Source organism: Sphaerotilus microaerophilus (assembly GCF_023734135.1).
Taxonomy (GTDB): Bacteria; Pseudomonadota; Gammaproteobacteria; order Burkholderiales; family Burkholderiaceae_C; genus Sphaerotilus; species Sphaerotilus microaerophilus.
On the sequence record NZ_AP025730.1, the window covers coordinates 2,827,091 to 2,852,090 of the forward strand.

Annotated in this window: 20 protein-coding genes and 3 tRNA genes; 18 read left to right on the forward strand and 5 right to left on the reverse strand. The window is 69.8% G+C overall.

Annotation, left to right across the window (positions count from 1 at the left end; all coding sequences use genetic code 11):
• Positions 1 to 70: 70 nt before the first annotated feature.
• Positions 71 to 2,188: an NAD-dependent DNA ligase LigA gene (gene ligA, locus NGK70_RS12275; RefSeq protein ID WP_251973486.1), complete on the forward strand. Its 2,118-nt coding sequence runs from the start codon at positions 71 to 73 to the stop codon at positions 2,186 to 2,188.
• A 101-nt stretch (positions 2,189 to 2,289) separates the two neighbouring features.
• On the opposite strand, the gene NGK70_RS12280 is transcribed toward ligA, so the two are convergent.
• The gene (locus tag NGK70_RS12280; RefSeq protein WP_251973487.1) at positions 2,290 to 2,880 is read right to left on the reverse strand and encodes a peroxidase-related enzyme; all 591 of its coding nucleotides are present in this window, start codon (positions 2,878 to 2,880) and stop codon (positions 2,290 to 2,292) included.
• A 165-nt stretch (positions 2,881 to 3,045) separates the two neighbouring features.
• On the opposite strand from NGK70_RS12280, the gene tolB reads away from it, so the two are divergent.
• The 10 genes from tolB to yghU all read left to right on the forward strand — a co-directional run bounded on the left by tolB (position 3,046) and on the right by yghU (position 11,062).
• Positions 3,046 to 4,332, forward strand: a complete 1,287-nt coding sequence (gene tolB, locus NGK70_RS12285) for a Tol-Pal system beta propeller repeat protein TolB (protein WP_251973488.1) — start codon at positions 3,046 to 3,048, stop codon at positions 4,330 to 4,332.
• A 54-nt stretch (positions 4,333 to 4,386) separates the two neighbouring features.
• Positions 4,387 to 5,064 (forward strand): peptidoglycan-associated lipoprotein Pal, encoded by a 678-nt coding sequence (gene pal, locus NGK70_RS12290; protein ID WP_251973489.1) that lies wholly within the window; start codon positions 4,387 to 4,389, stop codon positions 5,062 to 5,064.
• Positions 5,064 to 5,927 carry a tol-pal system protein YbgF gene (ybgF, locus tag NGK70_RS12295; protein WP_251973490.1) on the forward strand — a complete coding sequence of 288 codons (864 nt, stop codon included), beginning with the start codon at positions 5,064 to 5,066 and terminating at the stop codon, positions 5,925 to 5,927. Before pal ends, ybgF begins: the two co-directional genes overlap by 1 nt.
• Positions 5,924 to 6,742 (forward strand): tRNA threonylcarbamoyladenosine dehydratase, encoded by an 819-nt coding sequence (locus NGK70_RS12300; protein WP_251973491.1) that lies wholly within the window; start codon positions 5,924 to 5,926, stop codon positions 6,740 to 6,742. The genes ybgF and NGK70_RS12300 overlap by 4 nt, the downstream gene beginning before the upstream one ends.
• Before the next feature lie 91 nt (positions 6,743 to 6,833).
• Positions 6,834 to 6,909, forward strand: a tRNA-Lys gene (locus tag NGK70_RS12305).
• 26 nt (positions 6,910 to 6,935) lie between these two features.
• Positions 6,936 to 7,011: transfer RNA gene (locus NGK70_RS12310), tRNA-Lys, on the forward strand.
• 74 nt (positions 7,012 to 7,085) lie between these two features.
• Positions 7,086 to 7,161: transfer RNA gene (locus tag NGK70_RS12315), tRNA-Lys, on the forward strand.
• A gap of 185 nt (positions 7,162 to 7,346) precedes the next feature.
• Positions 7,347 to 8,300: a LysR family transcriptional regulator gene (locus tag NGK70_RS12320; RefSeq protein ID WP_251973492.1), complete on the forward strand. Its 954-nt coding sequence runs from the start codon at positions 7,347 to 7,349 to the stop codon at positions 8,298 to 8,300.
• A gap of 50 nt (positions 8,301 to 8,350) precedes the next feature.
• Entirely contained in the window at positions 8,351 to 10,069 is a 1,719-nt protein-coding gene (locus tag NGK70_RS12325) for an MFS transporter (protein WP_251973493.1), read from the forward strand.
• Positions 10,070 to 10,189: 120 nt separating this feature from the next.
• Positions 10,190 to 11,062, forward strand: a complete 873-nt coding sequence (yghU, locus tag NGK70_RS12330; RefSeq protein WP_251973494.1) for a glutathione-dependent disulfide-bond oxidoreductase — start codon at positions 10,190 to 10,192, stop codon at positions 11,060 to 11,062.
• Between the two features lie 10 nt (positions 11,063 to 11,072).
• On the opposite strand, the gene NGK70_RS12335 is transcribed toward yghU, so the two are convergent.
• Positions 11,073 to 12,170: a DUF72 domain-containing protein gene (locus NGK70_RS12335; protein ID WP_251973495.1), complete on the reverse strand. Its 1,098-nt coding sequence runs from the start codon at positions 12,168 to 12,170 to the stop codon at positions 11,073 to 11,075.
• Positions 12,171 to 12,246: 76 nt separating this feature from the next.
• Between NGK70_RS12335 and tadA the strand changes: the two genes are divergently transcribed.
• From tadA to NGK70_RS12365, 6 genes are read left to right on the forward strand one after another with little or no spacing between them, the layout of a single operon-like run.
• The gene (gene tadA, locus NGK70_RS12340; protein WP_251973761.1) at positions 12,247 to 12,957 is read left to right on the forward strand and encodes a tRNA adenosine(34) deaminase TadA; all 711 of its coding nucleotides are present in this window, start codon (positions 12,247 to 12,249) and stop codon (positions 12,955 to 12,957) included.
• 11 nt (positions 12,958 to 12,968) lie between these two features.
• Positions 12,969 to 13,922 carry an LD-carboxypeptidase gene (locus NGK70_RS12345; protein WP_251973496.1) on the forward strand — a complete coding sequence of 318 codons (954 nt, stop codon included), beginning with the start codon at positions 12,969 to 12,971 and terminating at the stop codon, positions 13,920 to 13,922.
• A 1-nt stretch (position 13,923) separates the two neighbouring features.
• A complete protein-coding gene (locus tag NGK70_RS12350; protein WP_251973497.1) occupies positions 13,924 to 16,167 on the forward strand; it encodes an ABC transporter substrate-binding protein in 2,244 nt (747 codons plus the stop codon).
• Between the two features lie 3 nt (positions 16,168 to 16,170).
• Positions 16,171 to 17,154 carry an ABC transporter permease gene (locus NGK70_RS12355; RefSeq protein WP_251973498.1) on the forward strand — a complete coding sequence of 328 codons (984 nt, stop codon included), beginning with the start codon at positions 16,171 to 16,173 and terminating at the stop codon, positions 17,152 to 17,154.
• A gap of 24 nt (positions 17,155 to 17,178) precedes the next feature.
• Entirely contained in the window at positions 17,179 to 18,666 is a 1,488-nt protein-coding gene (locus tag NGK70_RS12360; RefSeq protein ID WP_251973762.1) for an ABC transporter permease, read from the forward strand.
• Entirely contained in the window at positions 18,663 to 20,522 is a 1,860-nt protein-coding gene (locus NGK70_RS12365) for an ABC transporter ATP-binding protein (protein ID WP_428985591.1), read from the forward strand. Before NGK70_RS12360 ends, NGK70_RS12365 begins: the two co-directional genes overlap by 4 nt.
• 74 nt (positions 20,523 to 20,596) lie before the next feature.
• Here NGK70_RS12365 and NGK70_RS12370 read toward each other — a convergent pair whose 3' ends face one another.
• The 3 genes from NGK70_RS12370 to NGK70_RS12380 all read right to left on the reverse strand — a co-directional run bounded on the left by NGK70_RS12370 (position 20,597) and on the right by NGK70_RS12380 (position 23,575).
• A complete protein-coding gene (locus NGK70_RS12370) occupies positions 20,597 to 22,420 on the reverse strand; it encodes a PhoH family protein (RefSeq protein ID WP_251973499.1) in 1,824 nt (607 codons plus the stop codon).
• 213 nt (positions 22,421 to 22,633) lie between these two features.
• Entirely contained in the window at positions 22,634 to 23,110 is a 477-nt protein-coding gene (locus NGK70_RS12375) for a peroxiredoxin (protein ID WP_251973500.1), read from the reverse strand.
• Positions 23,111 to 23,203: 93 nt separating this feature from the next.
• A complete protein-coding gene (locus NGK70_RS12380; protein WP_251973501.1) occupies positions 23,204 to 23,575 on the reverse strand; it encodes an Mth938-like domain-containing protein in 372 nt (123 codons plus the stop codon).
• Positions 23,576 to 23,762: 187 nt separating this feature from the next.
• On the opposite strand from NGK70_RS12380, the gene NGK70_RS12385 reads away from it, so the two are divergent.
• Positions 23,763 to 24,992 (forward strand): pyridoxal phosphate-dependent aminotransferase, encoded by a 1,230-nt coding sequence (locus tag NGK70_RS12385; protein ID WP_251973502.1) that lies wholly within the window; start codon positions 23,763 to 23,765, stop codon positions 24,990 to 24,992.
• The last annotated feature ends 8 nt before the right edge of the window (positions 24,993 to 25,000 follow it).

The window sequence follows — 25,000 nt, forward strand, 5'->3', positions numbered from 1 at the left end:
GCGGGTCGGAACAGCCGCCGATTGTCGCGGCTGGCTCGGCCTGGTGGGCCTCGGCGCCTAAACTTGACGCATGTCTGTACCTTCGCCCTCCGATGTTTGCGCGCCAGCAGATGCCCAGGCCGTGGCCCGAGCCGCCACGCTGCGCGCGACGCTGAACCACCACGCCCACCAGTACTACGTGCTCGACGCGCCCACCCTGCCGGACGCCGAGTACGACCGGCTGTTCCAGGAACTTCAGGCGCTGGAAGCGGCACATCCCGAATTGCGCGCGGCCGATTCGCCCACCCAGCGCGTCGGCGGCGCGGTGCTGGACGGCTTCACGCCGGTGCGGCATGCGGTGCCGATGCTGTCGATCCGCACGGAGACCGACACCACCGCCGGTGGCGCCCAGGCCTTCGATGCCCGGGTGCGGCGCGAGCTGGAGCTGGGCGAGGTGGGCGAAGGCGCCCCGCCGGTCGAGTACGCGGTGGAGCTGAAGTTCGACGGCCTGGCGATCAACTTGCGTTACGAGCGCGGCGTGCTGGTGCAGGCTGCCACCCGCGGTGATGGCGAAACGGGCGAGGACGTCAGCCAGAACATCCGCACCGTCCGCCAGATCCCCCTTCGGCTGGCGGGCTGCGAGGCGCCGGTGCTGGAGGTGCGCGGTGAGGTCTACATGCGCCGCGACGACTTCGAGCGCCTCAACGAACGTCAGCGCGAGAAGGACGGCAAGACCTTCATCAACCCGCGCAACACGGCCGCGGGGGCGATCCGCCAGCTCGATCCGGCGGGCCTGGCCGACAAGCGGCTGAGTTTCTTCGCCTACGGCCTGGGCGAAGTGCAGGGCTGGGACTTGCCGCAGACGCACTCGGGCGTGCTGGACGCGCTGGTCGGCTTCGGCCTGCCAGTCTGCGCCGAGCGGGCGGTGGTGGCCGGTGCCGACGGTCTGGTGGCCTTCCACCAGCGCGTGGCGGCGCTGCGCGACAGCCTGCCCTTCGACATCGACGGCGTGGTCTACAAGGTCAACAGCCTGGCACTGCAGCAGCGCCTGGGCTTCGTCACCCGCGAGCCGCGGTGGGCGGTGGCGCACAAGTACCCGGCGCAGGAGCAGATGACGCGGCTGCTGGGCATCGACATCCAGGTCGGGCGCACCGGCAAGCTCACCCCGGTGGCCAAGCTGGAGCCGGTGTTCGTGGGCGGCACCACGGTCAGCAACGCCACGCTGCACAACGAGGACGAGGCGCGCCGCAAGGACGTGCGCATCGGCGACACGGTGATCGTGCGCCGCGCGGGCGACGTGATCCCCGAAGTCGTCGGTGTCGTCCCGCCGGCCGAGGGCAATGGCGGGGGCGAGGCCGCGCCCGCACGAGGCGAGGAATTCAACCTCTACCAGCGCCTGGGCGGCCAGTGCCCGGTGTGTGGCAGCACCATCGTCCGCGAGGAGGGCGAGGTGGACTGGCGCTGCAGCGGTGGGCTGTATTGCCCGGCGCAACGCAAGCAGGCCCTGCTGCACTTCGCCAGCCGGCGGATGATGGACATCGAGGGCCTGGGCGACAAGCTGGTCGACCAGCTGGTGGACGCGGGCATCATCCGCACGCTGCCCGAGCTCTACAAGCTCGGCGTGGCCAAGCTCACCGCGCTGGACCGCATGGGCGAGAAGAGCGCTGCCAACCTGGTCGCGGCGCTGGAGCGGAGCAAGCAGACCACGCTGGCGCGCTTCCTGTTCTCGCTGGGCATCCGCCAGGTCGGCGAGGCCACCGCCAAGGACCTGGCGCGGCACTTCGGCCGTCTGGATGCGCTGATGGATGCGAGCGAGGAGCAACTGCTGCAGGTGCGCGACGTCGGCCCCATCGTGGCGCGCAGCATCCGCACTTTCTTCGACCAGCCGCACAACCGCGAGGTGGTCGAACAGCTGCGCGCGGCGGGCGTGACCTGGGAGGAACACGACGGCGCCGTGGCCGACGAGTCCCCCAAGCCGCTGGCTGGCAGGACCCTGGTGCTCACCGGCACGCTGCCCACGCTGGGCCGCGAGGAGGCCAAGGCACTGATCGAGGCCGCAGGCGGCAAGGTCAGCGGCTCGGTGTCCAAGAAGACGCACTACGTCGTCGCCGGCGAGGAGGCCGGCAGCAAGCTCGACCGTGCCCGCGAACTGGGCGTGGCGGTGCTGGACGAGGCGGGACTGCGGGAGTTGCTGGGCGGGGCGGGCTGAGAGCGCCCCCAGACCTGCCGCTTCGCGTCAGGCTCCCCGAGGGGGATGAGGAAACTCGGGGCGGCCCGGCGTTTCCTCATGAGGCCGCACCGCCTGCAGCGTCAGCCGGCCTTCGGCGCTTTCGGCAGCCGTCCCATCAGGTAGAACTCGTCGTTCGGCCGCATGCTGATCAGGTTGGCCATGCGGTTGGACAGGCCGAAGAAGGCGGTGATGGCGCCGATGTCCCAGACGTCCTCGTCGCTGAAGCCGTGGCGGCGCAGCGCCTCATGGTCGGCCTCGACCAGGCGGGACGAGTCGCTGCAGACCTTCAGTGCGAAGTCCAGCATCGCTTTCTGGCGCTCGCTCAGGTCGGCCTTGTGGTGGTTCACCGCCACCTGATCGGCCAGCAGAGGCGCCTTTTCGTAGATGCGCAGGATGGCGCCGTGCGCCACCACGCAGTACAGGCAGCGGTTGGCCGCCGAGGTGGCCACCACGATCATCTCCTTCTCGCCCTTGCTCAGGCCGGAGGGGCGCAGCATCAGCGCGTCGTGGTAGGCGAAGAAGGCGCGGCACTCGTCCGGCCGGTGCGCCAGGGCGAGGAAGACGTTGGGCACGAAGCCGGACTTGGCCTGCACCTCCAGGATGCGGCTGCGCAGGTCCTCGGGCAGGTCGGCGATCTCGGGCACGGGGTAGCGGCTGATGGGCGCGCTCATGGCGGGTGTCTCCTGGGGCGTTGGGCGGGTCGAACCGGGCCAGTTTGCCATGCACGCCTCCCTGCATGCACCCTGCCCGCACCCTGCACGTACTTCCGCTGACGAGGCAGCCGGGCCCGTGGGCTATATTCCCAGCGCCTGCCGATGCCTGGAATCCTGACCGTGATGACTTCTCGCCGTGACCTCGTTCGCCTGACTGCCGGACTGAGTTCCACCCTCTTGCTGCCCGTCGCAGCGCGGGCCCAGTTCCGGGTCGAGATCTCCGGCGTCGGCGCCAGCCAAGTGCCGATCGCGGTGCTGAAGCTGCGCGACGAGGAGCGCGCGCCGCTGCCGATCTCGGCCATCGTGCGGGCCGACCTGGAGCGCAGCGGCCTGTTCAAGATGGTCGATGGCGGTGCCGCCGCCTTCGACGAGACGGCGCGCCCGGTCTTCGCCGACTGGCGCGGCAAGGGCAGCGACGCGCTGGCGGCCGGCTCGATCACCCGCCTGGCCGATGGCCGCTTCGACGTGCGCTACCGCCTCTGGGACGTCGTCAAGGGCACGGAGCTGGCCGCCCAGGCCGTGGCGGTGCCCAAGGAAGACCTGCGGCTGGCCGCGCACCGCATCGCCGACGAGATCTACCAGAAGCTCACCGGTGACCGCGGAGTGTTCTCCACCCGCATCGCCTACGTCTCGAAGACCGCCGGCCGCTACACCCTCTGGATCGCGGACGCCGATGGCGAAGCTGCCCAGGTGGCGGTGTCCGGGCCGGAGCCGATCATCTCGCCGGCCTGGTCGCCGGACGGGCGCTCGCTGGCCTACGTGTCCTTCGAGGCGCGCAAGGCGATGGTCTACGTGCAGGAGGTGGCCAGCGGCAAGCGTCGCGTGGTGGCCGGCTACAAGGGCAGCAACAGCGCGCCGGCCTGGTCACCTGATGGCACGCAGTTGGTCGTGACGCTCACCCGCGACGGCCTCTCGCAGCTATACAGCCTCAGCCGCACCGGCGACAACCTGCAGCGCCTGACCACCAGCAACGCCATCGACACCGAGGCCACCTTCTCGCCCGATGGCAAGTGGGTCTACTTCGTCAGCGACCGGGGCGGCAGCCCGCAGATCTACCGGCTGCCTGCGCGCGGTGGCAACGCCGAACGGGTGACCTTCTCCGGCGGCTACAACATCAGCCCGGCGCTCAGCCCGGACGGCCGTTCCATGGCGTATGTCACGCGCCTGAACGGCAATACCTTCCGCCTCGCGCTGATGGACTTTGGCAGTGGCAACGTCACAACGCTGACCGACAGCAGCGACGACGAGAGCCCGTGCTTTGCCCCCAATGGCCGCCTGATCATGTACGCCAGCCGCGCCGGCGGGCGCGACGTGCTGATGACCACGACGCTGGACGGCTCGATCAAGGCCCGGCTCAACGCACCGCAGGCCGACGTGCGTGAACCGGTCTGGGGGCCCTTCGGGCGCTGAGGCACGACAAGACAGGCCCTGGCGGTGCGGGCGCCGGGGCAGCAGGAGTGAACGATGAAGCACAGACCCCATCCCGAGGCCGGCGCAACGTGGCGCCACCCGGGCCTGGACCTGAACAAGAACCTGGGTCGCCCGGCCCGCTGGGCCGTCGTGGTCGGCAGCCTGGCGGCCTTGCTGGTGGCCGGCTGCTCGTCCACCCGGGTGGATGGCCTGGCTCCGGTCGAGGACCGGCTGGCTGCAGGCTCGGCCGCTGCGCGTGGCAGCACCTCGGCCACGGCGGCCTCGGGTGTTGGGTCCGGGGGGGGAGCGGCCGTTTCGGAAACCCAGATCGCCAGCGTCGACCTTGGCGCGCTCGGTGCTCAGGGCGGTGGCAAGGCCGGTGGCAGCATCGACGCGGCACCGGTAGCGCAGCGGGTGGTCTACTTCGACTTTGACAGCTTTGTCGTCAAGGATGAATACCGGCCCGTGGTCGACTTCGCGGCACGGTATCTGAACGCCGACCGCCAGCGCCGCGTACTCGTCGAGGGGCACACCGACGACCGCGGCGGGCGCGAGTACAACCTGGCGCTCGGGCAGAAGCGCGCTGATGCCGTCGTGCGTGCCCTGCAGCTGCTGGGTGCCCAGGACGCGCAGATGGAAGCCGTGAGCTATGGCGAGGAGCGCCCGGCGGCGCCTGGCAGCAGCGAGGCCGCCTGGGCGAAGAACCGCCGTGCCGAACTGAAGGATCGTTGATGAAAAACGCCGTCTCTGTGGCTGCTGGCGGTTCGCGCCGCGCTGGCCTGTCCCGTCCGGGCCCCGTGCTCGCCCTCGCCGTGGCGCTTGCCCTGGCCGGGCTCGGGACGTGGTCGAGCCCGGCCCGCGCCGGGCTGTTCGATGACGAGGAGGCCCGCAAGGCCATCCTGGACCTGCGCCGCAGCATCGACCAGAACCAGCAGGAAAGCCAGCGCCAGCACGCCGCCCGGCAGGCCGAATACACCGAACAGCTCAACCTGCTCAAGCGCAGCCTGCTGGACCTGAACAACCAGCTGGAGCAGCTGCGCGGCGAGCTGGCCAAGCTGCGCGGGCAGGAGGAGCAGACCGGCAACGCGACGCGTGACGTTGCGCGTGACGTGGCCGAACTGCAGCGCCGGCAGAAGGACACGCTGGCTGCCCTGGAAGAGCGCCTGCGCCGGCTGGAGCCGCAGAAAGTCAGCCTCGACGGGCGCGAGGTGGTGGTCGAGTCCATCGAAAAGAAGTCCTACGACGAGGCGATCACCACCCTGCGCAAGGGCGAGTTCGCCCGCGCTGCCGACGCGCTACAGGGCTTCCAGCAGCGTTTCCCCGCCAGTGCCTACGGTGGTCATGTGCAGTACTGGCTCGGCAATGCCCAGTACGGCAAGGGCGATGTGAAGGCCGCGGCGGTGACCTTCCGCGCCCTGGTGTCCGGCAGTCCGGAGCACCCGCGCGCCGCCGAGGCCCTGCTGGCGCTCGCGAACTGCCAAGTCGAGCTCAAGGACGCCAAGGCCGCGCGCCGCACGCTCGAAGAGCTGGTGAAGTCCTATCCCAACTCGGACGCCGCCGTCGCCGGCAAGGAACGGTTGGCCCAGCTCAAATGACACCGCTGGACGCCGAGTCGCGGGCCGAGTATGACGCCGAGCGGCGCTTTGGCGGCCTGCGCCGCCTCTGGGGTGACGAGGCCTATGCCCGTGTGCGGGCCGCCCGGATCGGCGTGGTCGGCATCGGCGGCGTCGGATCCTGGGCCGTCGAGGCGCTGGCGCGCTGCGGCGTGGCCGAGCTCGTGCTGTTCGATCTCGACCATGTCGCCGAGTCCAATATCAACCGCCAGATCCAGGCCCTGGGCAGCACGCTCGGTGCAGCCAAGGTCGAGGCCATGGCAGCCCGGGTGCGCGACATCCACCCAGGATGTCGGCTGACCCTGGTCGACGATTTCGTGGATGCGGGCAACTGGCCGGCCCTGCTGCCCGCGCCGGTGGATGTGCTGATCGACGCCTGCGACCAGGGACGTGCCAAGCAGGCGATGGCACGCTGGGCGCTGCACGAGCGGCGAGCCCTGGTGGTCGTCGGCGCTGCAGGGGGCAAGTCGCAGGCCCACACCGTCGAGGTGGCCGACCTGGCCGACGTCTCCCACGACCCGATGCTCGCCCGACTGCGCCAGCAGCTGCGGCGTGACCAGCGTGATGGCCTGTTGCCGGCTTCGGCGGCCGGGCGCAAGGGCCAGCCAGTGCCCTTCGGCCTGAGCTGCGTCTTCTCGCGCGAAAGCGTGCATCGGCCCGAAGAGGGCTGCGCGGTGGATGGCAGCCTCAACTGTGCCGGCTACGGATCGAGCGTGATGGTGACGGCCAGCTTCGGCATGGCCGCCGCTGCGCAGGCGCTGACCATGGTGCGTGACTGCAACGTGGCCAAGGCCTGAGCGTTGCTGGCGTTGCGACGGCAATTTGGCCGTGACATAATATAGGGCTTGATTGGCTGGTGTCACCGATTTGCGTCAGTGACGGCGGTTGGGGTTGTTAGCTCAGTCGGTAGAGCAGCGGACTTTTAATCCGTTGGTCGCAGGTTCAAGTCCTGCACAACCCACCAAAACTCTGCTACAATGGCAGGCTGTCGGGCTCTTAGCTCAGTTGGTAGAGCAGCGGACTCTTAATCCGTTGGTCGAGTGTTCGAGTCACTCAGGGCCCACCAAATCCGACATTGTTTGCCGCCATGCGGCGGGCAATTCAAATCAGCATGGATGACATGCTGACCGTATCAGAAACGGGCTCTTAGCTCAGTTGGTAGAGCAGCGGACTCTTAATCCGTTGGTCGAGTGTTCGAGTCACTCAGGGCCCACCAACATTTTCAACGCCAAGAGCGTTGAGCAAAATGGACCTGGCAGCAATGCCCGGTCCATTTTTGTTTTTGTGATCCGGATTGCCGGGCAAGGGGCGTTGTGCTCGCGCATCACGTTGTCGATCTGCCTGTCGGCCTGCCCTCGTACCCGTCGCGGCAGGGTGCGGCCCCGTATTGACCTTTGACGCATGAGCCCTTCGACCTTCCAGACCTTCGACTGGACCCTGGTCCGCAGCTTCCTCGCCGTGCTCGACGCTGGCAGCCTGATGGGGGCCGCGCGCTCGCTGGGGGCACAGCAGCCCACGCTGTCGCGCCACATCGCCGAGCTGGAGGCCCAGTTGGGCGCAGCGCTGTTCGAGCGCACTGGACGGGGTGTCGTGCCCACGGCTGCTGCATTGGCGATCGCCGAGGCGGCGCGCGAGATGCAGGCCGGCGCCGAGCGCCTCGCCGCCGGGCTGGACCGCCAGCGCCAGAGCACCACCGGCACGGTGCGCCTGGCGGCCAGCCAGATCGCCGCCAGCCACCTGCTGCCCCCCGTGCTGGCGGCCCTGCGCGAGGCCGAACCGGGCATCCAGGTCGAACTGGTGGTGTCCAACGCGATCAGCAACCTGCTGCGCCGCGAGGCGGACATCGCCGTGCGCATGGCCCGGCCCGATCAGGCGTCATTGGTGGCCCGCAAGCTGGCTGACCTGCCCATCGTCGCCTGTGCGCACGAGCGCTACCTCGCGCGGCATGGCATGCCCCTGGCACCGGCAGAACTGCTCGACGCGGCGCGTGGCCACACCCTGATCGGCTACGAGCGCGACGACACCATCCTGCGTGGCTTTGCCGCCATGGGGTTTGCGGTGGAGCACGGGCATTTCATGCTGCGCACCGACGACCAGCTGGCCTACGGCGAACTGATCGCCGCTGGCGCCGGCATCGGTTTCTCGGCGCGCTACTGCCTGCGCAGCTGGCCGGGCGTGGTGCCGATCCTGCCCGGCTTGCCGATTCCACCCATCCCCTGCTGGCTGGCGGTGCACCGCGAGATCCGTGGCAACGCCGTGGTGCGGCGTGTGTTCGACTTCCTGGGGGCGATGATCCCCGAGGTCCTGGGCGCAGACGAACCTGCCACGGCCGGCGTCGCGCGCACAAACGAATAGACGCGCCAGCGCCAGCACCGGCGGCAGCGCCCACCCATAATCGGCTGCCCATGACCCGCCCGCCCGATTCCCGACCCACCGCCGACTCGCCCTCCATCTGGTCCACCCTGCGCCACCCCGCCTTCCGCGGCATCTGGCTGGCCAGCGCCCTGTACTTCATCGCCAACGCCATGCATGTGATGGCGGCGGCCTGGATCATGGTGGACCGCGCGGGCTCCTCCTTCCTGGCCGCACTGGTGCAGACCGCCGTCTTCCTGCCGATGTTCGCGCTGTCGCTGCCAGCAGGCGTGCTGGCGGACACCACCGATCGGCGGCGGCTGATCCTGCTGTCGTTGGCCGTGCAGGGTGCGGCGGTGCTCCTGTTGGCACTGCTGCTCGTGCTGGGCTGGGCCGGGCCGGCGACGATCCTGCTGCTCACCTTCGTGGCCGGCTGCTGCATCGCGGTGATGTCGCCGGCCTGGAACTCGGCCATCGCGGAGATCCTGCCGCGCGAGCAGCTGCCGCAGGCCATCGTGGCGGTGGGCATCGCCTACAACGCGGCGCGGGCGTTGGGGCCGACGGCGGCGGGGCTGATCTACGCCGTGGTGTCGGCCTGGGTGCTCGCTGATGCGGGGCAGGGAGCAGCGCCGGCAGCTGGCGTGGCGGCGGGGGCGGCGCATGACGTGGCAGCGGGGGCGGCAGCGGCCCGCGCGGCCGGCTGGGCCGGTGGCACGGTGCTGCTGCTGGCGCTGGCCGGGGTGCTGGTGCTGGCCTGGGCGATGAACCACTGGCCAGCGCGCCCGCACCCGCCCAGCCGCCTGCCGCCGGAGCGGCTCTGGGGTGGCACGCTGGCAGGGCTGCGCTACGCCTGGCACTCGGAGATGATTCTGGCGCAGCTGCTGCGCACCGCTGCCTACGGCGCCGCCGGCTCGGCCCTGTGGGCGCTGCTGCCGGCCATCGGCGCCCAGCGGCTGGGCTCAGGCGCCGAGGGCTACGGCCTGATGATGGGCTGCCTGGGCGGCGGCGCGGTCGTGGTGGGGCTGGGGATCGGCCCGCTGCGCCAGCGGTTGGGGTTGGAGGGGCTGGTGGCGACCGCCTGCGTGGTCTTTGCCGCGGCCATGGCCATCGCGGCGCTGTCGCGCTGGTCGCTGCCGGTGTACCTGGCGCTGGCCGCGGCGGGTGGGGCCTGGATGAGCGTGATGTCCACCTTCAACACCGCCACGCAGACCAGCGCGCCGCCCTGGGTGCGCTCGCGGGCGACGGCGCTTCATGTGCTGTCGGCGCTGGGTTCCTTCGCGCTGGGGTCGGCTTTCTGGGGCGCGGTGGCAGGTGTGGCCGGGCTGCAGGCGGCGCTGCTGATCGCCGCCGCATTGCTGCTGGCCGGGTTGCTGCTGGCGCGGCCCTTTCCGCTGCGAATGGGGCAGGCCGACGAGGTCCGGCAGATGCCCTTCAAGGCCCTGCTGGTGGCCGACGAGCCCGACCCCGAGGCCGGCCCGGTGGCGGTGGAGCTCATCTACCGCGTGCGGCCCGATGACGTGGCTGGCTTCCTAGCCGAGGCCGAGCAGCTGCGTGCGCCTCGCCAGCGCGACGGCGCCACCTTCTGGCGCCTGTACCGCGACCTGGATGAACGCACCCGCTACGTCGAGCGCTTCATCGTGCACAGCTGGGCCGAGTACCTGCGCCAGCGCGAGCGCGCCACCGAGGCCGACCGGGCGCTGCAGGCGCGCGTGAATGCCTTCCTCGCCGACGGCGAGCGGGTGCAGGTGCGGCACTACCTGGCCGAGCGCTGAGCTGCGGCCAGAGGACCGCGGTGACCGTTGACCAGTGAGCGGTGAGCGGGAGGGGAGGGTGGGCGAGGACATCCCGGGCCCAGGCGTGCAGGGCGGCACGGGTCTGCCTACACTGCGCCGATGAGCCAAGCCACCGACTACACCCCCCCGCGCGTCTGGACCTGGAACAGGCCCAGCGGGGGGCGTTTCGCCAGCATCAACCGCCCGATCGCCGGCCCCACCCATGACAAGGAACTGCCGCTGGGCCGCCACCCGCTGCAGCTGTACTCACTGGCCACGCCCAACGGCGTCAAGGTCACGGTGATGCTGGAAGAACTGCTCGCGCTCGGCCACGCCGGTGCCGAGTACGACGCCTGGCTGATCCGCATCCAGGAGGGGGACCAGTTCGGCAGCGGCTTCGTCGCCGTCAACCCCAACTCCAAGATCCCTGCGCTGCTGGACCGCAGCGACCCCGCTGCGCCGGTGCGCGTGTTCGAATCCGGTGCAATCCTGCTGTATCTCGCCGAGAAGTTCGGCAATGCCCTGCTGCCCGTCGGGGCGGGGAAGGCCGAATGCCTGTCCTGGCTGTTCTGGCAGATGGGCAGTGCGCCCTATCTCGGCGGCGGCTTTGGCCACTTCTACGCCTACGCGCCCACGAAGTTCGAGTACGCCATCGACCGCTTTGCGATGGAGGCCAAGCGCCAGATGGATGTGTTGAACCGCCGCCTGGCCGAGAGCCGCTACCTGGCCGGCGACGAGTACACCATCGCCGACATCGCCGTGTGGCCCTGGTACGGCGCGCTGGCCAAGGGCCAGATCTACGAGGCCGGCGAGTTCCTCTCGGTGCAGGAGTACACCCACCTCATCCGCTGGGCCGACGAGATTGCCCAGCGCCCTGCCGTACAGCGCGGGCGCAAGGTCAACCGCACCTGGGGAGACCCGGCCAGCCAGTTGCATGAGCGGCACGATGCGAGGGACTTCGAGCTGCGCACGCAGGACAAACTGGGGGGCTGACCGTCGCGCTTCAACCGGCCGCCGGCGGGTCGGCCACTTTCTCGGCCAAATCCTCGGCCACCGCCTCGGCCAGCGCGAACACCGACAGCGGCGCGCTGCCTTCGGCCTTGTTGCTGACGGTCAGGTGCACCGGCCAGCCGGCGGCCGCGGTGGCGCGGATGACGCGGGCGAGTGCCTGGCGCGTGGGCAGGTCGGGATCCATCAGCTGGCGGTAGGGCTGGTAGAGCTGTTCGGCGCGCTCGTAGCCGCGCGGCCCGTGCCGGCGGTGCAGGGTCCAGCGGCCCACCAGGGCGCCGGGCCAGAGCGCGCGCAGCAGCGGCAGCTGGGCGTCGATGGGTGGCAGGCGCGGGTGCAGGCCCAGGCAGTAGCGCGCGCCGTTGGCCTTCAGGACGCGGGCGAAGTCGGGGGTGAGCCAGTCCGGGTCACGCACTTCGACGGCCAGCACGCCGTCCGGCGCGGTGGGTGGCAGCGGGGGCAGGGCGTGCAGCAGGCGGTCCAGGCGCTGCAGCAGTGCCGGGACGTCGGCCTTCAGGGCGGGCGGCAGCGGGCTGATCTCGAACACCAGCGCACCGATGCGCCCGCCCAGCCCGTCGAGCGCGGGTTGTACGAAGACATCCCAGGCCATCTCGGGGTCGAGGAAGTGCGGGTTGGCGCCGGCACGGCGGCCGTCGCCGTCGCGCGCCATGGCATCGGTCACCAGGGCGGGGCACTTGACCACGAAGCGGAAGTCCGCCGGCACCTGCGCGGCGTGTGCGGCGTACTCGGTGGCGGTCAGCGGGCGGTAGAAGCTGCGGTCGATGCCGACGGCGCGCAGCAGGGGATGGCAGGCATAGGCGGTCAGGCCGTGGCGCGACAGGCTGCGCTCGCTGTACTCGCCGTCCCAGACCATCCCGTCCCAGCCGGGATAGCTCCATGACGAGGTGCCAAAGTGGATGCGCGGCGACAGCCGCTGTGCCAGCTGCTGGTGTCCGGCGGGGACGGGGGCCGGCTCGACCTGGGCGCTGCGGGGCGTTGGCGCAGGCGCCCCATCGTCAGGGCCGTTCGGAACCGGGGCGTCGTCAGGGGAGTCATCAGAGGGAAAGAGGGCATCTTGTTGCGGGCCGGGCATGGGGTCGAGCATAGCCAGGGCTGGGCTAAACTGATCCGCTCCAATGGCTGAATCTCCTGCTCCCGCCGCTCCCGACATGGACCCCGCTCCGGCCTGGCTGCCGGCGGACGAGTACGCGATGCGCATCGCACTGGACCAGGCGCACAACGCCTGGCTGGTCGGCGAGGTGCCGGTGGGGGCGGTGATCGTGCGTCAGACCGAACAGGGTCCCCAAGTGATCGCCACCGGCTACAACCGGCCCATCACCACGCACGACCCCACCGCCCATGCCGAGCTGGTGGCGCTGCGCCACGCTGCGCAGCTGCTGGAGAACTACCGCCTGCCCGAGTGCGAGCTCTACGTGACGCTGGAGCCCTGCGCGATGTGCGCGATGGCGCTGCTGCACGCGCGCTTCAAGCGGGTGGTCTTCGGTGCCTGGGACCCCAAGACCGGCGCGGCCGGCTCGGTGCTGAACGTGTTTGCCGATGCGCGGCTGAACCACCACACGACGGTGCAGGGCGGCGTGCTCGGCGATGCCTGCGGCAAGCTGCTGCGCGAGTTCTTTGCCGAGCGGCGGGCGCAGCAGCGCGCGGCGCGGCTGGCCGAGACAGCGTCTCCGACCGCAGCAGCGGAAACGGCAGAGGCCGCTGCCATCGAAGCCACCGACGACGAGGTGCTGCCCCTGCCGGAGGTGGAGCTGCTGAGCGGTCTGGGCGACCTCGACGGGTTTGCCGCCGTGTCCGATTCCGATGCCGACGCAGGCGATGGCGATGCGCCGCGCTGCCCGCCCTCCAACGATCCGCCCTGACGATGACCCCCATGGCCACCGACCGCGCCGCGCCCGACCTGCCTGCCGTCCCGGCGGAACGCAGCTCCCTGCAGTTGTTCACGCCCGCCGGGGTGCTGCTGCGCGCGGCGCCACTCAAGCTGGCCGCCAAGCGGCTGAAGGCGCTGGGCTTCGAGGTGCAGATCGATGCCAGCGCACTGGCCAAGCAGCAGCGCTTTGCCGGCGATGACGACACCCGCCTGGCGGCGCTGCACCGTGTGGCGCAGGCGGCGCCGTCGGTGGCGCTGGCCACGCGTGGCGGCTACGGGCTGACGCGGCTGCTCGACCGCATCGACTGGCCGCTGCTGGCCCGCTCGGTGGAACGGGGCACCCGCTGGGTGGGCCACAGCGACCTGACCGCCCTGCAGATGGGCCTGCTGGCCCACACCGGGGCGACGAGCTGGGCCGGGCCGCTGGCCTGCGACGACTTTGGCCGCAGCGATGCAGACGGTGGCGTGGACGACATCACCGCGCCCTGCTTCGTGGAGGCGATGAACGGCGAGCTGGAGGCGGTGGGCTTTCGCACCGACGCGGGCTTCGACGGGCTGGAGACGCAGGGCACGCTCTGGGGCGCCAACCTGACGGTGCTGCTGTCGCTGCTGGGCACGCCGCACTGGCCGAAGGTGAGCGGCGGGATCCTGATGCTGGAGGACGTGAACGAGCACCCCTACCGCGTCGAGCGCATGCTGCTGCAGCTGCAGCAGGCGGGGGTGCTGGACGCGCAGCGGGCGGTCGTGCTGGGTGACTTCTCCGGCTGGCGCAAGTCGCCGCTGGACCGGGGCTACGACCTCAAGGCGATGGTGGCCTGCATCCGTAGCGTGACCCGCACGCCGGTGCTGACGGGCCTGCCCTTTGGCCATGTGCCGACCAAGGTGACGCTGCCGCTGGGGCGCGAGGTCGAGCTGGTCGTGCAGGGGCGTGACGCCCTGATCGCCTGGGGACATTGAGATGGTCTTTGCCCGCGGGGCCACGGCCTGGATGCTGCTGCTGGCATGGCTGCTGGCGCTGGCCGGGTGTGACAACAGCCCGTACCCGATTGGCGAGCCGGCCACCAACACGGCCTACACGGCGTTCTCGGAACGCTCGCCTCGACACCTGGACCCGGTGGCGTCCTACTGGAACCAGGACACGCCCTACACCTACAGCATCTACGAGCCGCCCTACGGCTACCACTACCTGAAGCGGCCCTTCATGCTGTTGCCCAAGCTGGCAGAGGCGGTGGTGGAGCCGGTCTACCTGGACAAGGACGGCAAGCGCCTGCCGGCCGATGCGCCCGGCGAGCAGGTGGCCGAGAGCGTCTACGAGCTGCGCATCAAGCCGGGCGTGCTGTACCAGCCGCACCCGGCCTTCGCGAAGGACGGGCAGGGGCGCTACCGCTACCACAGCGACCATCCGCTGCAGCCCGGCGAGCTGGGGGCGCGGCGCTCGCCGCTGGCCTTCGAGCACCAGGGCACGCGCGAGCTGGTGGCGGAGGACTTCGTCTACGGGCTCAAGCGCCACGCCACCACCCGCGTGACCACGCCGATCTCGGGGATCTTCTCCGAGTACATCGTCGGCCTGAAGGACTACATGGCGCTGATCAAGCGCGAGGACGCCAGGCTGCGCGCCGGGCTCGACCCGGCCAGCCTGGACAAGCCCTTTCTCGATTTCCGCCGCTGGCCGCTGGCGGGGGTCACGGCGCCCGAGAAGCACCTGCTGCGCATCCGCATCCACGGCAAGTACCCACAGTGGAAGTACTGGATGGCGATGCCCTTCACCGCGCCGATGCCCTGGGAGGCCGAGGCCTTCTACGCCCAGCCCGGCATGGCGCGCAACGGCCTGTCGATCGACCGCTGGCCGGTGGGCACTGGCCCGTACATGCTGGTCGAGTTCGAGCAGGATCGCCGCCACGTGCTGCAGCGCAACCCGAACTTCCGGGTCGACACCTACCCCTGCGAGGGCATGCCGGGGGACCGGGAAGCCGGCCAGCTCGACGACTGCGGCCGTCGCCTGCCCTTCATCGACCGCTACGTCTTCCAGGTCGAGAAGGAGGGCACCTCGATGAAGTCCAAGTTCCGCCAGGGCTTCCTCGACACGCCCGAGATCGAGCGCTCCGACCGCGGGCTGGACTTCCTCGTCGAGGCAGAGGACTCCGAGGAGGTGCGGCGCGACCACGTAGCCAAGGGCTTCCAGCTGCCGAAGATGCCGGACCTGACCAACTGGTTCATTGGCTTCAACATGCTCGATCCGGTGATCGGCCAGGGCGGCACGCCCGAGCAGCAGGTGCGCAACCGCAAGCTGCGCCAGGCACTCTCGATCGCGCTGGACTGGGAGGAGTGGAGCCGCGTGTTTCCGAAGAAGAGCGGTGCCACGGCGATGGGCCCGCTCCCGCCAGGCATGTTCGGCTCGCGCCAGGGCACGCTCGAGGGCGTGAACCCGGTCACCCACCGGGTGGTGGATGGCAAGGTGGTGCGCCGCAGCCTGGCCGAGGCGAAGCAGCTGCTCGCCGAGGCCGGCTACCCCGACGGGCGCGATGCCCAGACCGGGCGCCCGCTGGTACTGAACTACGACTTCTACCAGGTGCTGACGCCCAGCCTGAAGTCCGAATGCGAGTGGGTGGTCAAGCAGTTCGCCAAGCTGGGCATCCAGCTGGAGCTGCGCGCCACCGACAACAACCAGTTCCAGGACAAGGTGCGCAAGGGCAAGCACCAGATCTTCTGGTCGGGCTGGCTGGCCGACTACCCGGACGCCGAGAACTTCCTCTTCCTGCTCTACGGGCCCAACGGCAAGACCCGTGCCGACGGCGAGAACACCGCCAACTACGGCGTCGAGGCCTTTGACGTGAAGTTCCAGCGCCTGAAGTTCCTTGACGAAGGGCCGGCCAAGCAGCAGCTGATCGACGAGATGGTGGCGCAGGTGCAGCAGGATGCGCCCTGGATGTTCGGCTACATCCCCTGGGGCTCGGGCGCCTTCCAGCCCTGGCTGCACAACGCCCGGGTGCCGATCCTGGTCAAGGACCATCTCAAGTACTACCGCCTCGACCCCGCGCTGCGCACGGCGCGCCAGCGTGAATGGAACGAGCCCACGCTCTGGCCCGTGGGGGCGGGCGCTGCGGCGCTGGCCCTGTTCGGCTGGCTGGGCTGGCGGGCCTGGCGCCAGCGCGAGCTGGCCACCGGCCGTGCGGCCGCGGTGCCGCACCGAAGGGAGGGCTGAGCGATGTTGCGTTACCTGCTGCGGCGGTTGGCCTACGGCTTCACCATCCTGCTGGGGGTCAACCTGCTGACCTTCGTGCTGTTCTTCCAGGTCAACACGCCCGACGACATGGCGCGGCTGAACATCGGCGGCAAGCGCGTGACGCCCGAGCTGATCGCCAAGTGGAAGGTTGAGCGTGGCTACGACAAGCCGATGTACTGGAACGAGGCGCGCGAGGGCAGCGACAAGCTCACCCAGACCATCTTCTGGGAGCGCTCGGTGTCGCTGTTCGCGCTGGACTTCGGCCGTGCCGATTCGGAGAGCGCTGGCGACATCGGCGCCGAGGTGGCCAAGCGCATGGCGGTGAGCCTGCAGCTGGCGTTGCCGGTATTCCTGCTGCAGCTGATTGCCAGCACGGTCTTTGCGCTGGTGCTGGTGTTCTTCCGCGGCACGCGCATCGACTTCTGGGGCGTGGTGCTCTGCGTGGTGATGCTGTCGATCTCGGCGCTGTTCTACATCGTGATCGGCCAGTACCTCTTCGCCCGCGTGCTCAAACTGGTGCCGGTGTCGGGCTATGCGGGCGGGCTGACGGCGGCGAAGTTCCTGATCCTGCCGGTGCTGCTGTCGCTGCTGTCGCGGCTGGGCACCGAGGCGCGGCTGTACCGCGCCATGATGCTGGAGGAGATCGGCAAGGACTACGTGCGCACTGCGCGCGCCAAAGGCCTGTCGGAGGCCATCGTGCTGGGCCGCCACGTGCTGCGCAACGCGCTGATCCCGATCCTCACCAGCGCGGGTGGCTACCTGCCCTACGTCTTCCTGGGCTCGCTGGTGTTCGAGAGCTTCTTCGCCATCCCGGGGCTGGGCTCCTACGTGATCGATGCCATCAGCGGGCAGGACTTCGCCATCGTGCGCACCATGGTCTTCCTGGGCTCGCTGCTCTACATCCTGTCCTACATCCTGGTCGACCTGGCCTACAGCTGGGTTGATCCGCGGGTGCGGCTGGCCTGAGAACCTGACGGGGAACGCACGATGATGCCCAAGTTCGTGGTCCTCTGGACCGATGCCGTGCTCTGGGGCGCCTGGGCGGCCACGCTGGCCTACGCCTGGCACGTGCGCCGCCAACCGCACCTGAGCGCCAGCTGGCGCAAGGTCTGGCGCGACGGCGCAGCGATGTCCGCCACCGTGGTGCTCGCCTTCTTCATGGTCGTCACGCTGCTGGACAGCGTGCACTTTCGCCGCGCGCTGCCGCCGACGGCCGGCCAGGCCGCGGGTCAGGTTTTCCACGCGACGCGCACCGAGTCGGTCCTCGACGTGCTGCTCGCGGGCCAGGCCAACCAGCAGGAGGCCACCTACTCGCGCCCGCTGTCCTACCAGGGCTTCACCCGCGTGTCGGAGGAGGTCGGCGGCGAGGTCCGGCGCGTGCACCCGCGGCTGCAGTACGGCGGTGCCCACCTGCAGGATCCCGAGCGGCAATGGCTCGGCGACCTGGCCTGGCGTGGTGGCCTGGGGCTGGCCGCCGGGGCGCTGGCGGGCGGCCTGCTGCTGCTGGCCGGGCTGCCGCTGGCACGTCGCCAGGATGCCGCGCTGAGCGGCGTGCCGACCGCCCTGGCGCTGCGCCGCCTGCTGGCCGACCGCTGCGAGCTGCCCTGGCGCGCCGGCTGGATCACTGCGCTGCTGCTGTGCCTGCTGGCCGGGCTGGCCGTCGGCCTGGGCAGTGGCTACCACGTGCTGGGCACCGACAACCTCGGCAACGACGTGTTCTACCAGGCGCTCAAGAGCGTGCGCACCGCCTTCGTGATCGGCACGATGGCCAGCGTCGCGACGCTGCCCTTCGCGATCGCGCTGGGCATCCTGGCCGGCTGGTACCGCGGCTGGGTGGACGAGGTGATCCAGTACCTCTATACCGTGCTGTCCTCGGTGCCCAACGTGCTGCTGATTGCCGCCTGCGTGCTGATGGTGCAGGTCTTCCTCGACAAGCACCCGGAGCTGTTCGAGACCGGGGCCGAGCGCGCCGACCTGAAGATCTTCATGCTCTGCCTCATCCTCGGCCTGACCGGCTGGGCCGGCCTGTGCCGGCTGCTGCGCGGCGAGACCCTCAAGCTGCGCGAGCTGGACTACGTGCAGGCGGCCACGGCCTTTGGCGTTGGCTCGCTGCGCATCATGCACCGCCACATCCTGCCCAACGTGGTGCACCTGGTGCTGATCAACACCGTGCTGGACTTCTCCGCGCTGATCCTCTACGAGGCGGTGCTGAGCTACGTTGGCGTCGGGGTCGACCCGTCCATGAACAGCTTCGGCGGCATGATCAACATGGGCCGCGACGAGATGAGCCGCGACCCGCTGGTGTGGTGGTCCTTCTCGGCCGCCTTCGTCTTCATGGTCGCGCTGGTGCTGGCGGCCAACCTCTTTGCCGACGGGGTGCGCGATGCCTTCGACCCCCGCGCACGCAACCTGCGCCCGAGGCTCGGCCTGGGGCGTGCCGGTCAGCGCCGCGCGGGCGTGACGGGGGAGTCGGCATGAGCGGCGCCCCTGTTCCCATGACGGGCTCGGCCCTCGCGGTGACCGACCTGACGGTCGAGCTGGAGGCCGACGCCGGCCTGCTGCGCGCCATCGACGGCCTGCGCCTGGCGATCGAGCGGCGCCAGACCTTCGCGCTGGTGGGCGAGTCCGGCTGCGGCAAGAGCATGACCGCGCTGGCGCTGCTGCGCCTGCTGCCGGAAAACGGCCGGGTGTGCGCCGGCCACATCCGCCTGGACGGCGCCGACCTGCTCGACCTGCCCGAGCGCGAGATGCGCCGCCTGCGTGGCGGGCGCCTCTCGATGATCTTCCAGGAGCCGGCCACGAGCCTGAACCCGGTGATGCGTGTGGGCGAGCAGCTGCGCGAGGCCATCGAGACGCACACCCCCTTGCGTGGTGCGGCGGCGCGCGCCAAGGCGATCGACTGGTTGCGGCGCGTGGGCATTCCCGAGCCCGAGCGACGCATCGACGACTACCCCTTCCGCATGTCGGGCGGGCAGAAGCAGCGCGTGATGATCGCGATGGCGCTGGCCGCCGAGCCCGACTTCCTGATCGCCGACGAGCCCACCACGGCGCTGGACGTGACGATCCAGAAGCAGATCCTCGACCTGCTGCTGCAACTGCAGCGCGAGCAGGGCCTGGGGCTGCTGCTGATCACCCACGACCTGGCGGTGGTGCGGGGCATGGCGCAGCAGGTGGCGCTGATGTATGCCGGCGAGATCGTCGAGCAGGCCCCTGCCGAGGACTTCTTCGCCCGCCCGCGCCACCCGTATGCCCGCCTGCTGCTGGCGGCGCTGCCCGATGCCCACAAGCGCGGCCAGGCCCTGGCGGCGATCCCCGGCACCGTGCCTGCGCTGACGCAGCACTTCGAGGGCTGCCGCTTTGCGCCCCGCTGCGGCCAGGCCCGCGCGGGCTGCGCATCGTCGCTGCCGCCGATCCAGCAGCACGGCAGCCACCTGGTGCGCTGCGTGCTTGAAGACGATGCGGTCTGGGCCGAGGCGGCGGCGCAGGCGCCGCTGAACTCCCACGGGGGGGGCGCTGTTCCGTCGGCGGGGCCGGGCGCGGTTCCCCTGTTGAGCGTGCGCGACCTGAACGTGTCCTTCGACAGCGGTGGTGGCTGGCTGGGCCGCAAGCGGCACAGCTTCCAGGCGGTGGAGGGCGTCGGCTTTGACCTCGCTGCCGGCGAAACGCTGGCGCTGGTGGGCGAATCCGGCTGCGGCAAGACCACCACCGGCAAGGCGCTGGTGCAATTGCTGCGCGGCAGTGCCCGGGTCAGCGGTCAGGCGCTGCTGGATGGTCAGGACCTGTTCGCGCTGGAAGGCGAGGCGCTGCGCCAGGCCCGCCGCTCGGTGCAGATCATCTTCCAGGACCCCTTCGCCTCGCTGAACCCGCGCATGCGCGTGGCCGAAATCCTGGAAGAAGGGCTGGAGACGCTGCGGCCGGACTTATCGCCCGGCCAGCGGCGCGATCGGGTCCTGGCGCTGTGCGGGCGCGTCGGCCTGCGCGAGGACGTGCTGCAGCGCTACCCGCACGAGTTCTCGGGCGGGCAGCGCCAGCGCATCGCGATCGCCCGGGCCCTGGCCGTCGAGCCCCGCCTGATCGTCTGTGACGAGCCGACCTCGGCGCTGGACGTCTCGGTGCAGGCGCAGATCCTCAACCTGCTGCGCGAACTGCAGCGCGAGACCGGTGTGGCGCTGCTGTTCATCACCCACAACATTGCCGTGGTCGAGTACGTGGCGCACCGCATCGCGGTGATGAACCGCGGGCGCATTGTCGAGACCGGCCCCACCGAGCGCGTGCTGGGAGCGCCCGAGCAGGACTACACGCGTACGTTGCTCGCCGCGGTGCCCCGGCTCTGACCCGGCGATCCGTGCAGGCAGGATGAACAAGGCCCGCCAAAGGCGGGCCTTGTTGCGTCAGCGTGGCGCGGTCGTCACAGCACGTCGGAGGCGAAGTCGGCCAATCTGGAGCGCTCGCCGCGCGCCAAGGTGACGTGGCCCGAGTGCGGCCAGCCCTTGAAGCGGTCCACCACGTAGGTCAGGCCCGAGCTGCCCTCGGTCAGGTAGGGCGTGTCGATCTGCGCCAGGTTGCCCAGGCAGACGATCTTGCTGCCCGGCCCAGCGCGGGTGATCAGCGTCTTCATCTGCTTGGGCGTGAGGTTCTGCGCCTCATCGATCAGCACGAACTTGTTCAGGAACGTGCGCCCTCGCATGAAGTTCAGGCTCTTGATCTTGATCTTGCTGCGTACCAGGTCCTGGGTGGCGGCACGGCCCCAGTCACCCGCACCGCCATCGCCGCGCGCGAGCACCTCCATGTTGTCGTCAAGCGCGCCCATCCAGGGGCTCATCTTCTCTTCCTCGTTGCCGGGCAGGAAGCCGATGTCCTCGCCCACGGGCACCGTCACGCGGGTGACGATGATCTCCGAGTAGCGCCGCTCGTCGAGCACCTGGGCCAGCGCGGCGGCCAGCGTCATCAGCGTCTTGCCGGTGCCTGCGGTGCCGGTGAGGGTGACGAAGTCGCACTCCGGGTCCATCAGCAGGTTGAGCGCGAAGTTCTGCTCCCGGTTGCGTGCCGTCACGCCCCAGACCGAGTGCTTGGCGTGGGTGTAGTCCTTGACGGTGCGCAGCACGGCGGTCTTGCCGGTGATCTCGGTGACCTTGGCGTACAGCGCCGCGCTGCCAGGGGCCTCCAGGTAGACGAACTGGTTGATCATCAGCGAGGGCACCAGCGGGCCGCTGACGCGGTAGCAGGTGGCGCCGCCCTGCTGCCAGCTCTCCATCGACTTGCCGTGGCGCTCCCAGAAGTCAGCCGGCAGCGCGAGCACGCCGGTGTAGAGCAGGTCGCCGTCCTCCAGCACCTTGTCGTTGAAGTAGTCCTCCGCCGGCAGGCCCAGGGCACGCGCCTTGATGCGCATGTTGATGTCCTTGGACACCAGCACGACTTCGCGGTCGGTCCGGGCGGCGCGCAGGCTCTGCACCACGCCCAGGATCTGGTTGTCCGCCTTGCCCTGCGGCAGCCCGTCGGGCAGCTTGACGTTGAGCAGCGTGGTCTGGAAGTACAGCTTGCCGCCAGCTTCGCGGTGGCCGGTGCGGGCCAGCGGGATCCCGTCGGTGGCATCGCCGCCGTTGGCCTGACCGTTGCTTTCGAGCCCGGCGGCCAGTGCATCCAGCTCGCGGCTGACCTGGCGCACGTTGCGGGCGACCTCGGTCATGCCCTTCTTGTGGCCGTCCAGCTCTTCGAGCGTGATCATCGGCAGGTAGATGTCGTGTTCCTCGAAGCGGAAGATCGACATCGGGTCGTGCATCAGCACGTTGGTGTCCAGTACGAAGAGCTTGGCCGGGCCGCTGCCGCGCGGCGTGCGGCGCCGGCGTGTCGGAGCGGGCGATGCCGCGCTGGCCACGGCGGGGGCTGGCGGCACGGTGCCGGCCGGAGCCGCCGCCGTCACTGCCACCGTCACGGGCACGGTTGCGACGGCGGCAGCGGCCATGTCGACCTGTGGTGTTGCCGGCAAGGGCGCTGGCGCGGCCTTGCCGCGGCGCTTGGCCGGGGCCGCTTGGGCCGTCTTGGCAGGCGTCTGCAGCGGGCTTGGCAGGGCCTGTGACGCTGCCGTCACCGGGGTCGGCAGGGTTTTCGGCTGCGGCGCTGCCACATCGGCGGCACGGGACTTCGCCTTCGGCTTGCTCGGGGTCAGCGTGGCCTCGAAGGCGCTTGCGTCGAGCAGGGCGCCGCGTTTGGCTGGGGGCTTGGGCAGGGGCATGGTGGTGGTCAGGTCGCCAGAGAGGCTCGCGCCCGCCGACGGGGCAGGGCGCGTCCGGAATGAAAAAAGCCGTACAGCGCCAAGGGGCTGTACGGCTCGTTGCCGTGGGGGCGGGTGCGGGGGCCGATACAGGGGCCGGTGGTGCCAGCCGGGCAGCGCTTCGCTTGCATGCCGGCGATCATACCGGCCAGGCCATTCGCGCCATGTGGCAGGTCAGGCGGCAGGCTTCATCTCCTGCACGGCCTTGAGCACTTCTTCCACGTGGCCGGCCACCTTGATGCCACGCCACTCGGTGCGCAGCACGCCCTGGGGGTCGATCAGGAAGGTGCTGCGCTCGATGCCCTTGACCTTCTTGCCGTACATGATCTTGTTCTTGACCACGCCGAACATGTGGCAGAGCTTTTCTTCCGTGTCGGCGATCAGCTCGAAGGGCAGTTCGAGGTTCTGCTTGAACTTGTCGTGCGAGGCCATGTTGTCGCGCGACACGCCGAACACCACCGCACCCGCCTGGGCGAATTCCTTGTGGTGATCGCGAAACTGCATGGCTTCGGTGGTACAACCCGGCGTGTTGTCCTTCGGGTAGAAATACAGCACCACGGTCTTGCCCAGGAAGGCCTGGGGGGTGAACTTCACACCGCCGGTGGCATTCGCTTCGATATCCGGGAGAGGTTTGTTCAGAGCGGGCGTCATGCAGCAGAGGTTTTGTATGGGCGCCCCGGGCGGACGCCAGCCTGTGATTATAAGTCGGGCCGGCGGCTGGCGTCCGGATGGCTGACCAAGCGGTCAGCCCAGCAGCAGCACGGCGGTGACGCGGCGGCGTTCGGACACCAGCACGTTGTAGGTGCGGCAGGCCGCGACGGTGTCCATGCACTCCACGCCGATGCGCCGCTCGATCAGCGGGCGCAGCAGCTGCGGCGGCACGAAACGCTGGCGCGCGCCGGTACCCACCAGCACGATCTCCGGCGTGTCGGCGAGCAGCGCCTCGAAGTGAGCCGGCGTGAGCGCCTCGAAGGCGGCGCAGTCCCAGCCCCGCACCTCGCCCTGGCCGGGCACCACCACGCTGCTCGTCCAGCGCCGGGCGTTGACGATGATCCCCTGCGCGTCGTGGGCGGCAATGGCGTTGACGCCGTCGAGGCGGTCGGGCTGCAGTTTCAAGGTGGGGATCCTCGGTCGTTGCGGCAGCGGGGGCACTGCCTTGCTATGGTTAAATTCTAACTTTTTGGCCCATTCCACCCGCCCCAGCCGCCCATCCGCCGTGAACAGGCCTGCCCAGGCCCGCAGCCGCGGTGCATCCCGACCCGCCGCGCCCCAGGCGCTGGCCCCGCGTACCCCAGGAGTCCCTGTGCTCAAGACCGTTTCCAAGTCCAGCAAGCTCGCCAACGTGTGCTACGACGTCCGTGGCCCGGTGGTCGAGAAGGCGCGCCAGATGGAGGAGGAGGGGCACAAGATCATCAAGCTGAACATCGGCAACCTGGCGGTGTTCGGCCTGGAGCCGCCCGACGAGATCGTGCAGGACATGATCCGCAACCTCGCCAACGCGGCGGGTTACACCGACAGCAAGGGCCTGTTCGCGCCGCGCAAGGCAGTGGTGCACCACTGCCAGGAAAAGAATATCCGTGGCGTCACGGTCGATGACGTCTACCTGGGCAACGGCGCCTCCGAGCTGATCGCCATGAGCATGAATGCGCTGCTCGACGATGGCGACGAGGTGCTCATCCCCTCGCCCGACTACCCGCTCTACACCGCCGTGGTGGCGCTGTCGGGCGGCCGTCCGGTGCACTACGTCTGCGACGAGCAGAGCGAGTGGATGCCCGACATCGCCGACATCCGCGCCAAGGTCACGTCGCGCACCAAGGCGATCGTGATCATCAACCCGAACAACCCGACCGGGGCGCTCTACCCGGACAGCGTGCTGCAGGAGATCATCGAGGTCGCCCGCGAGCACCAGCTGATCGTCTTTGCCGACGAGATCTACGACAAGACGCTCTACGACGGCAATGCCCACACCAGCATCGCCTCGCTGGCCGACGACGTGCTGTTCCTGACCTTCAACGGCCTGAGCAAGAACTACCGCTCCTGCGGCTACCGCGCCGGCTGGATGGTGGTGTCGGGCGACAAGCGCCATGCCAAGGACTACATCGAGGGCCTGAACATGCTGGCCACGATGCGCCTGTGCGCCAACACGCCGGGTCAGCTGGCCATCCAGACCGCGCTGGGCGGTTACCAGAGCATCAAGGACCTGGTCGCGCCGGGCGGGCGTCTGTGCCGCCAGCGCGACCTGGCGCACAAGCTGCTGACCGAGATCCCGGGCGTCACCTGCGTCAAGCCCAAGGCGGCGCTGTACATGTTCCCGAAGCTCGACCCGAAGATGTACCCCATCGCCGATGACCAGCAGTTCGCCTACGAACTGCTGGATGCCGAGCGGGTGCTGATCGTACAGGGCACCGGCTTCAACTGGTCGGCGCCGGACCACTTCCGCCTGGTTTTCCTCCCCAACTCGGATGACCTCACCGATGCGATCGGCCGCATCGCCCGCTTCCTCGACCAGTACCGCAAGCGCCACGGCACCTGAGCCGGTCG

Bases quoted from the DNA above. Each gene is read 5' to 3' on its own strand.
- ligA (WP_251973486.1), top strand. From the start codon at position 71: ATGTCTGTACCTTCGCCCTCCGATGTTTGCGCGCCAGCAGATGCCCAG.
- NGK70_RS12280 (WP_251973487.1), bottom strand. From the start codon at position 2,880: ATGAGCGCGCCCATCAGCCGCTACCCCGTGCCCGAGATCGCCGACCTG.
- tolB (WP_251973488.1), top strand. From the start codon at position 3,046: ATGACTTCTCGCCGTGACCTCGTTCGCCTGACTGCCGGACTGAGTTCC.
- pal (WP_251973489.1), top strand. From the start codon at position 4,387: ATGAAGCACAGACCCCATCCCGAGGCCGGCGCAACGTGGCGCCACCCG.
- ybgF (WP_251973490.1), top strand. From the start codon at position 5,064: ATGAAAAACGCCGTCTCTGTGGCTGCTGGCGGTTCGCGCCGCGCTGGC.
- NGK70_RS12300 (WP_251973491.1), top strand. From the start codon at position 5,924: ATGACACCGCTGGACGCCGAGTCGCGGGCCGAGTATGACGCCGAGCGG.
- NGK70_RS12320 (WP_251973492.1), top strand. From the start codon at position 7,347: ATGAGCCCTTCGACCTTCCAGACCTTCGACTGGACCCTGGTCCGCAGC.
- NGK70_RS12325 (WP_251973493.1), top strand. From the start codon at position 8,351: ATGACCCGCCCGCCCGATTCCCGACCCACCGCCGACTCGCCCTCCATC.
- yghU (WP_251973494.1), top strand. From the start codon at position 10,190: ATGAGCCAAGCCACCGACTACACCCCCCCGCGCGTCTGGACCTGGAAC.
- NGK70_RS12335 (WP_251973495.1), bottom strand. From the start codon at position 12,170: ATGCCCGGCCCGCAACAAGATGCCCTCTTTCCCTCTGATGACTCCCCT.
- tadA (WP_251973761.1), top strand. From the start codon at position 12,247: ATGGACCCCGCTCCGGCCTGGCTGCCGGCGGACGAGTACGCGATGCGC.
- NGK70_RS12345 (WP_251973496.1), top strand. From the start codon at position 12,969: ATGGCCACCGACCGCGCCGCGCCCGACCTGCCTGCCGTCCCGGCGGAA.
- NGK70_RS12350 (WP_251973497.1), top strand. From the start codon at position 13,924: ATGGTCTTTGCCCGCGGGGCCACGGCCTGGATGCTGCTGCTGGCATGG.
- NGK70_RS12355 (WP_251973498.1), top strand. From the start codon at position 16,171: ATGTTGCGTTACCTGCTGCGGCGGTTGGCCTACGGCTTCACCATCCTG.
- NGK70_RS12360 (WP_251973762.1), top strand. From the start codon at position 17,179: ATGCCCAAGTTCGTGGTCCTCTGGACCGATGCCGTGCTCTGGGGCGCC.
- NGK70_RS12365 (WP_428985591.1), top strand. From the start codon at position 18,663: ATGAGCGGCGCCCCTGTTCCCATGACGGGCTCGGCCCTCGCGGTGACC.
- NGK70_RS12370 (WP_251973499.1), bottom strand. From the start codon at position 22,420: ATGCCCCTGCCCAAGCCCCCAGCCAAACGCGGCGCCCTGCTCGACGCA.
- NGK70_RS12375 (WP_251973500.1), bottom strand. From the start codon at position 23,110: ATGACGCCCGCTCTGAACAAACCTCTCCCGGATATCGAAGCGAATGCC.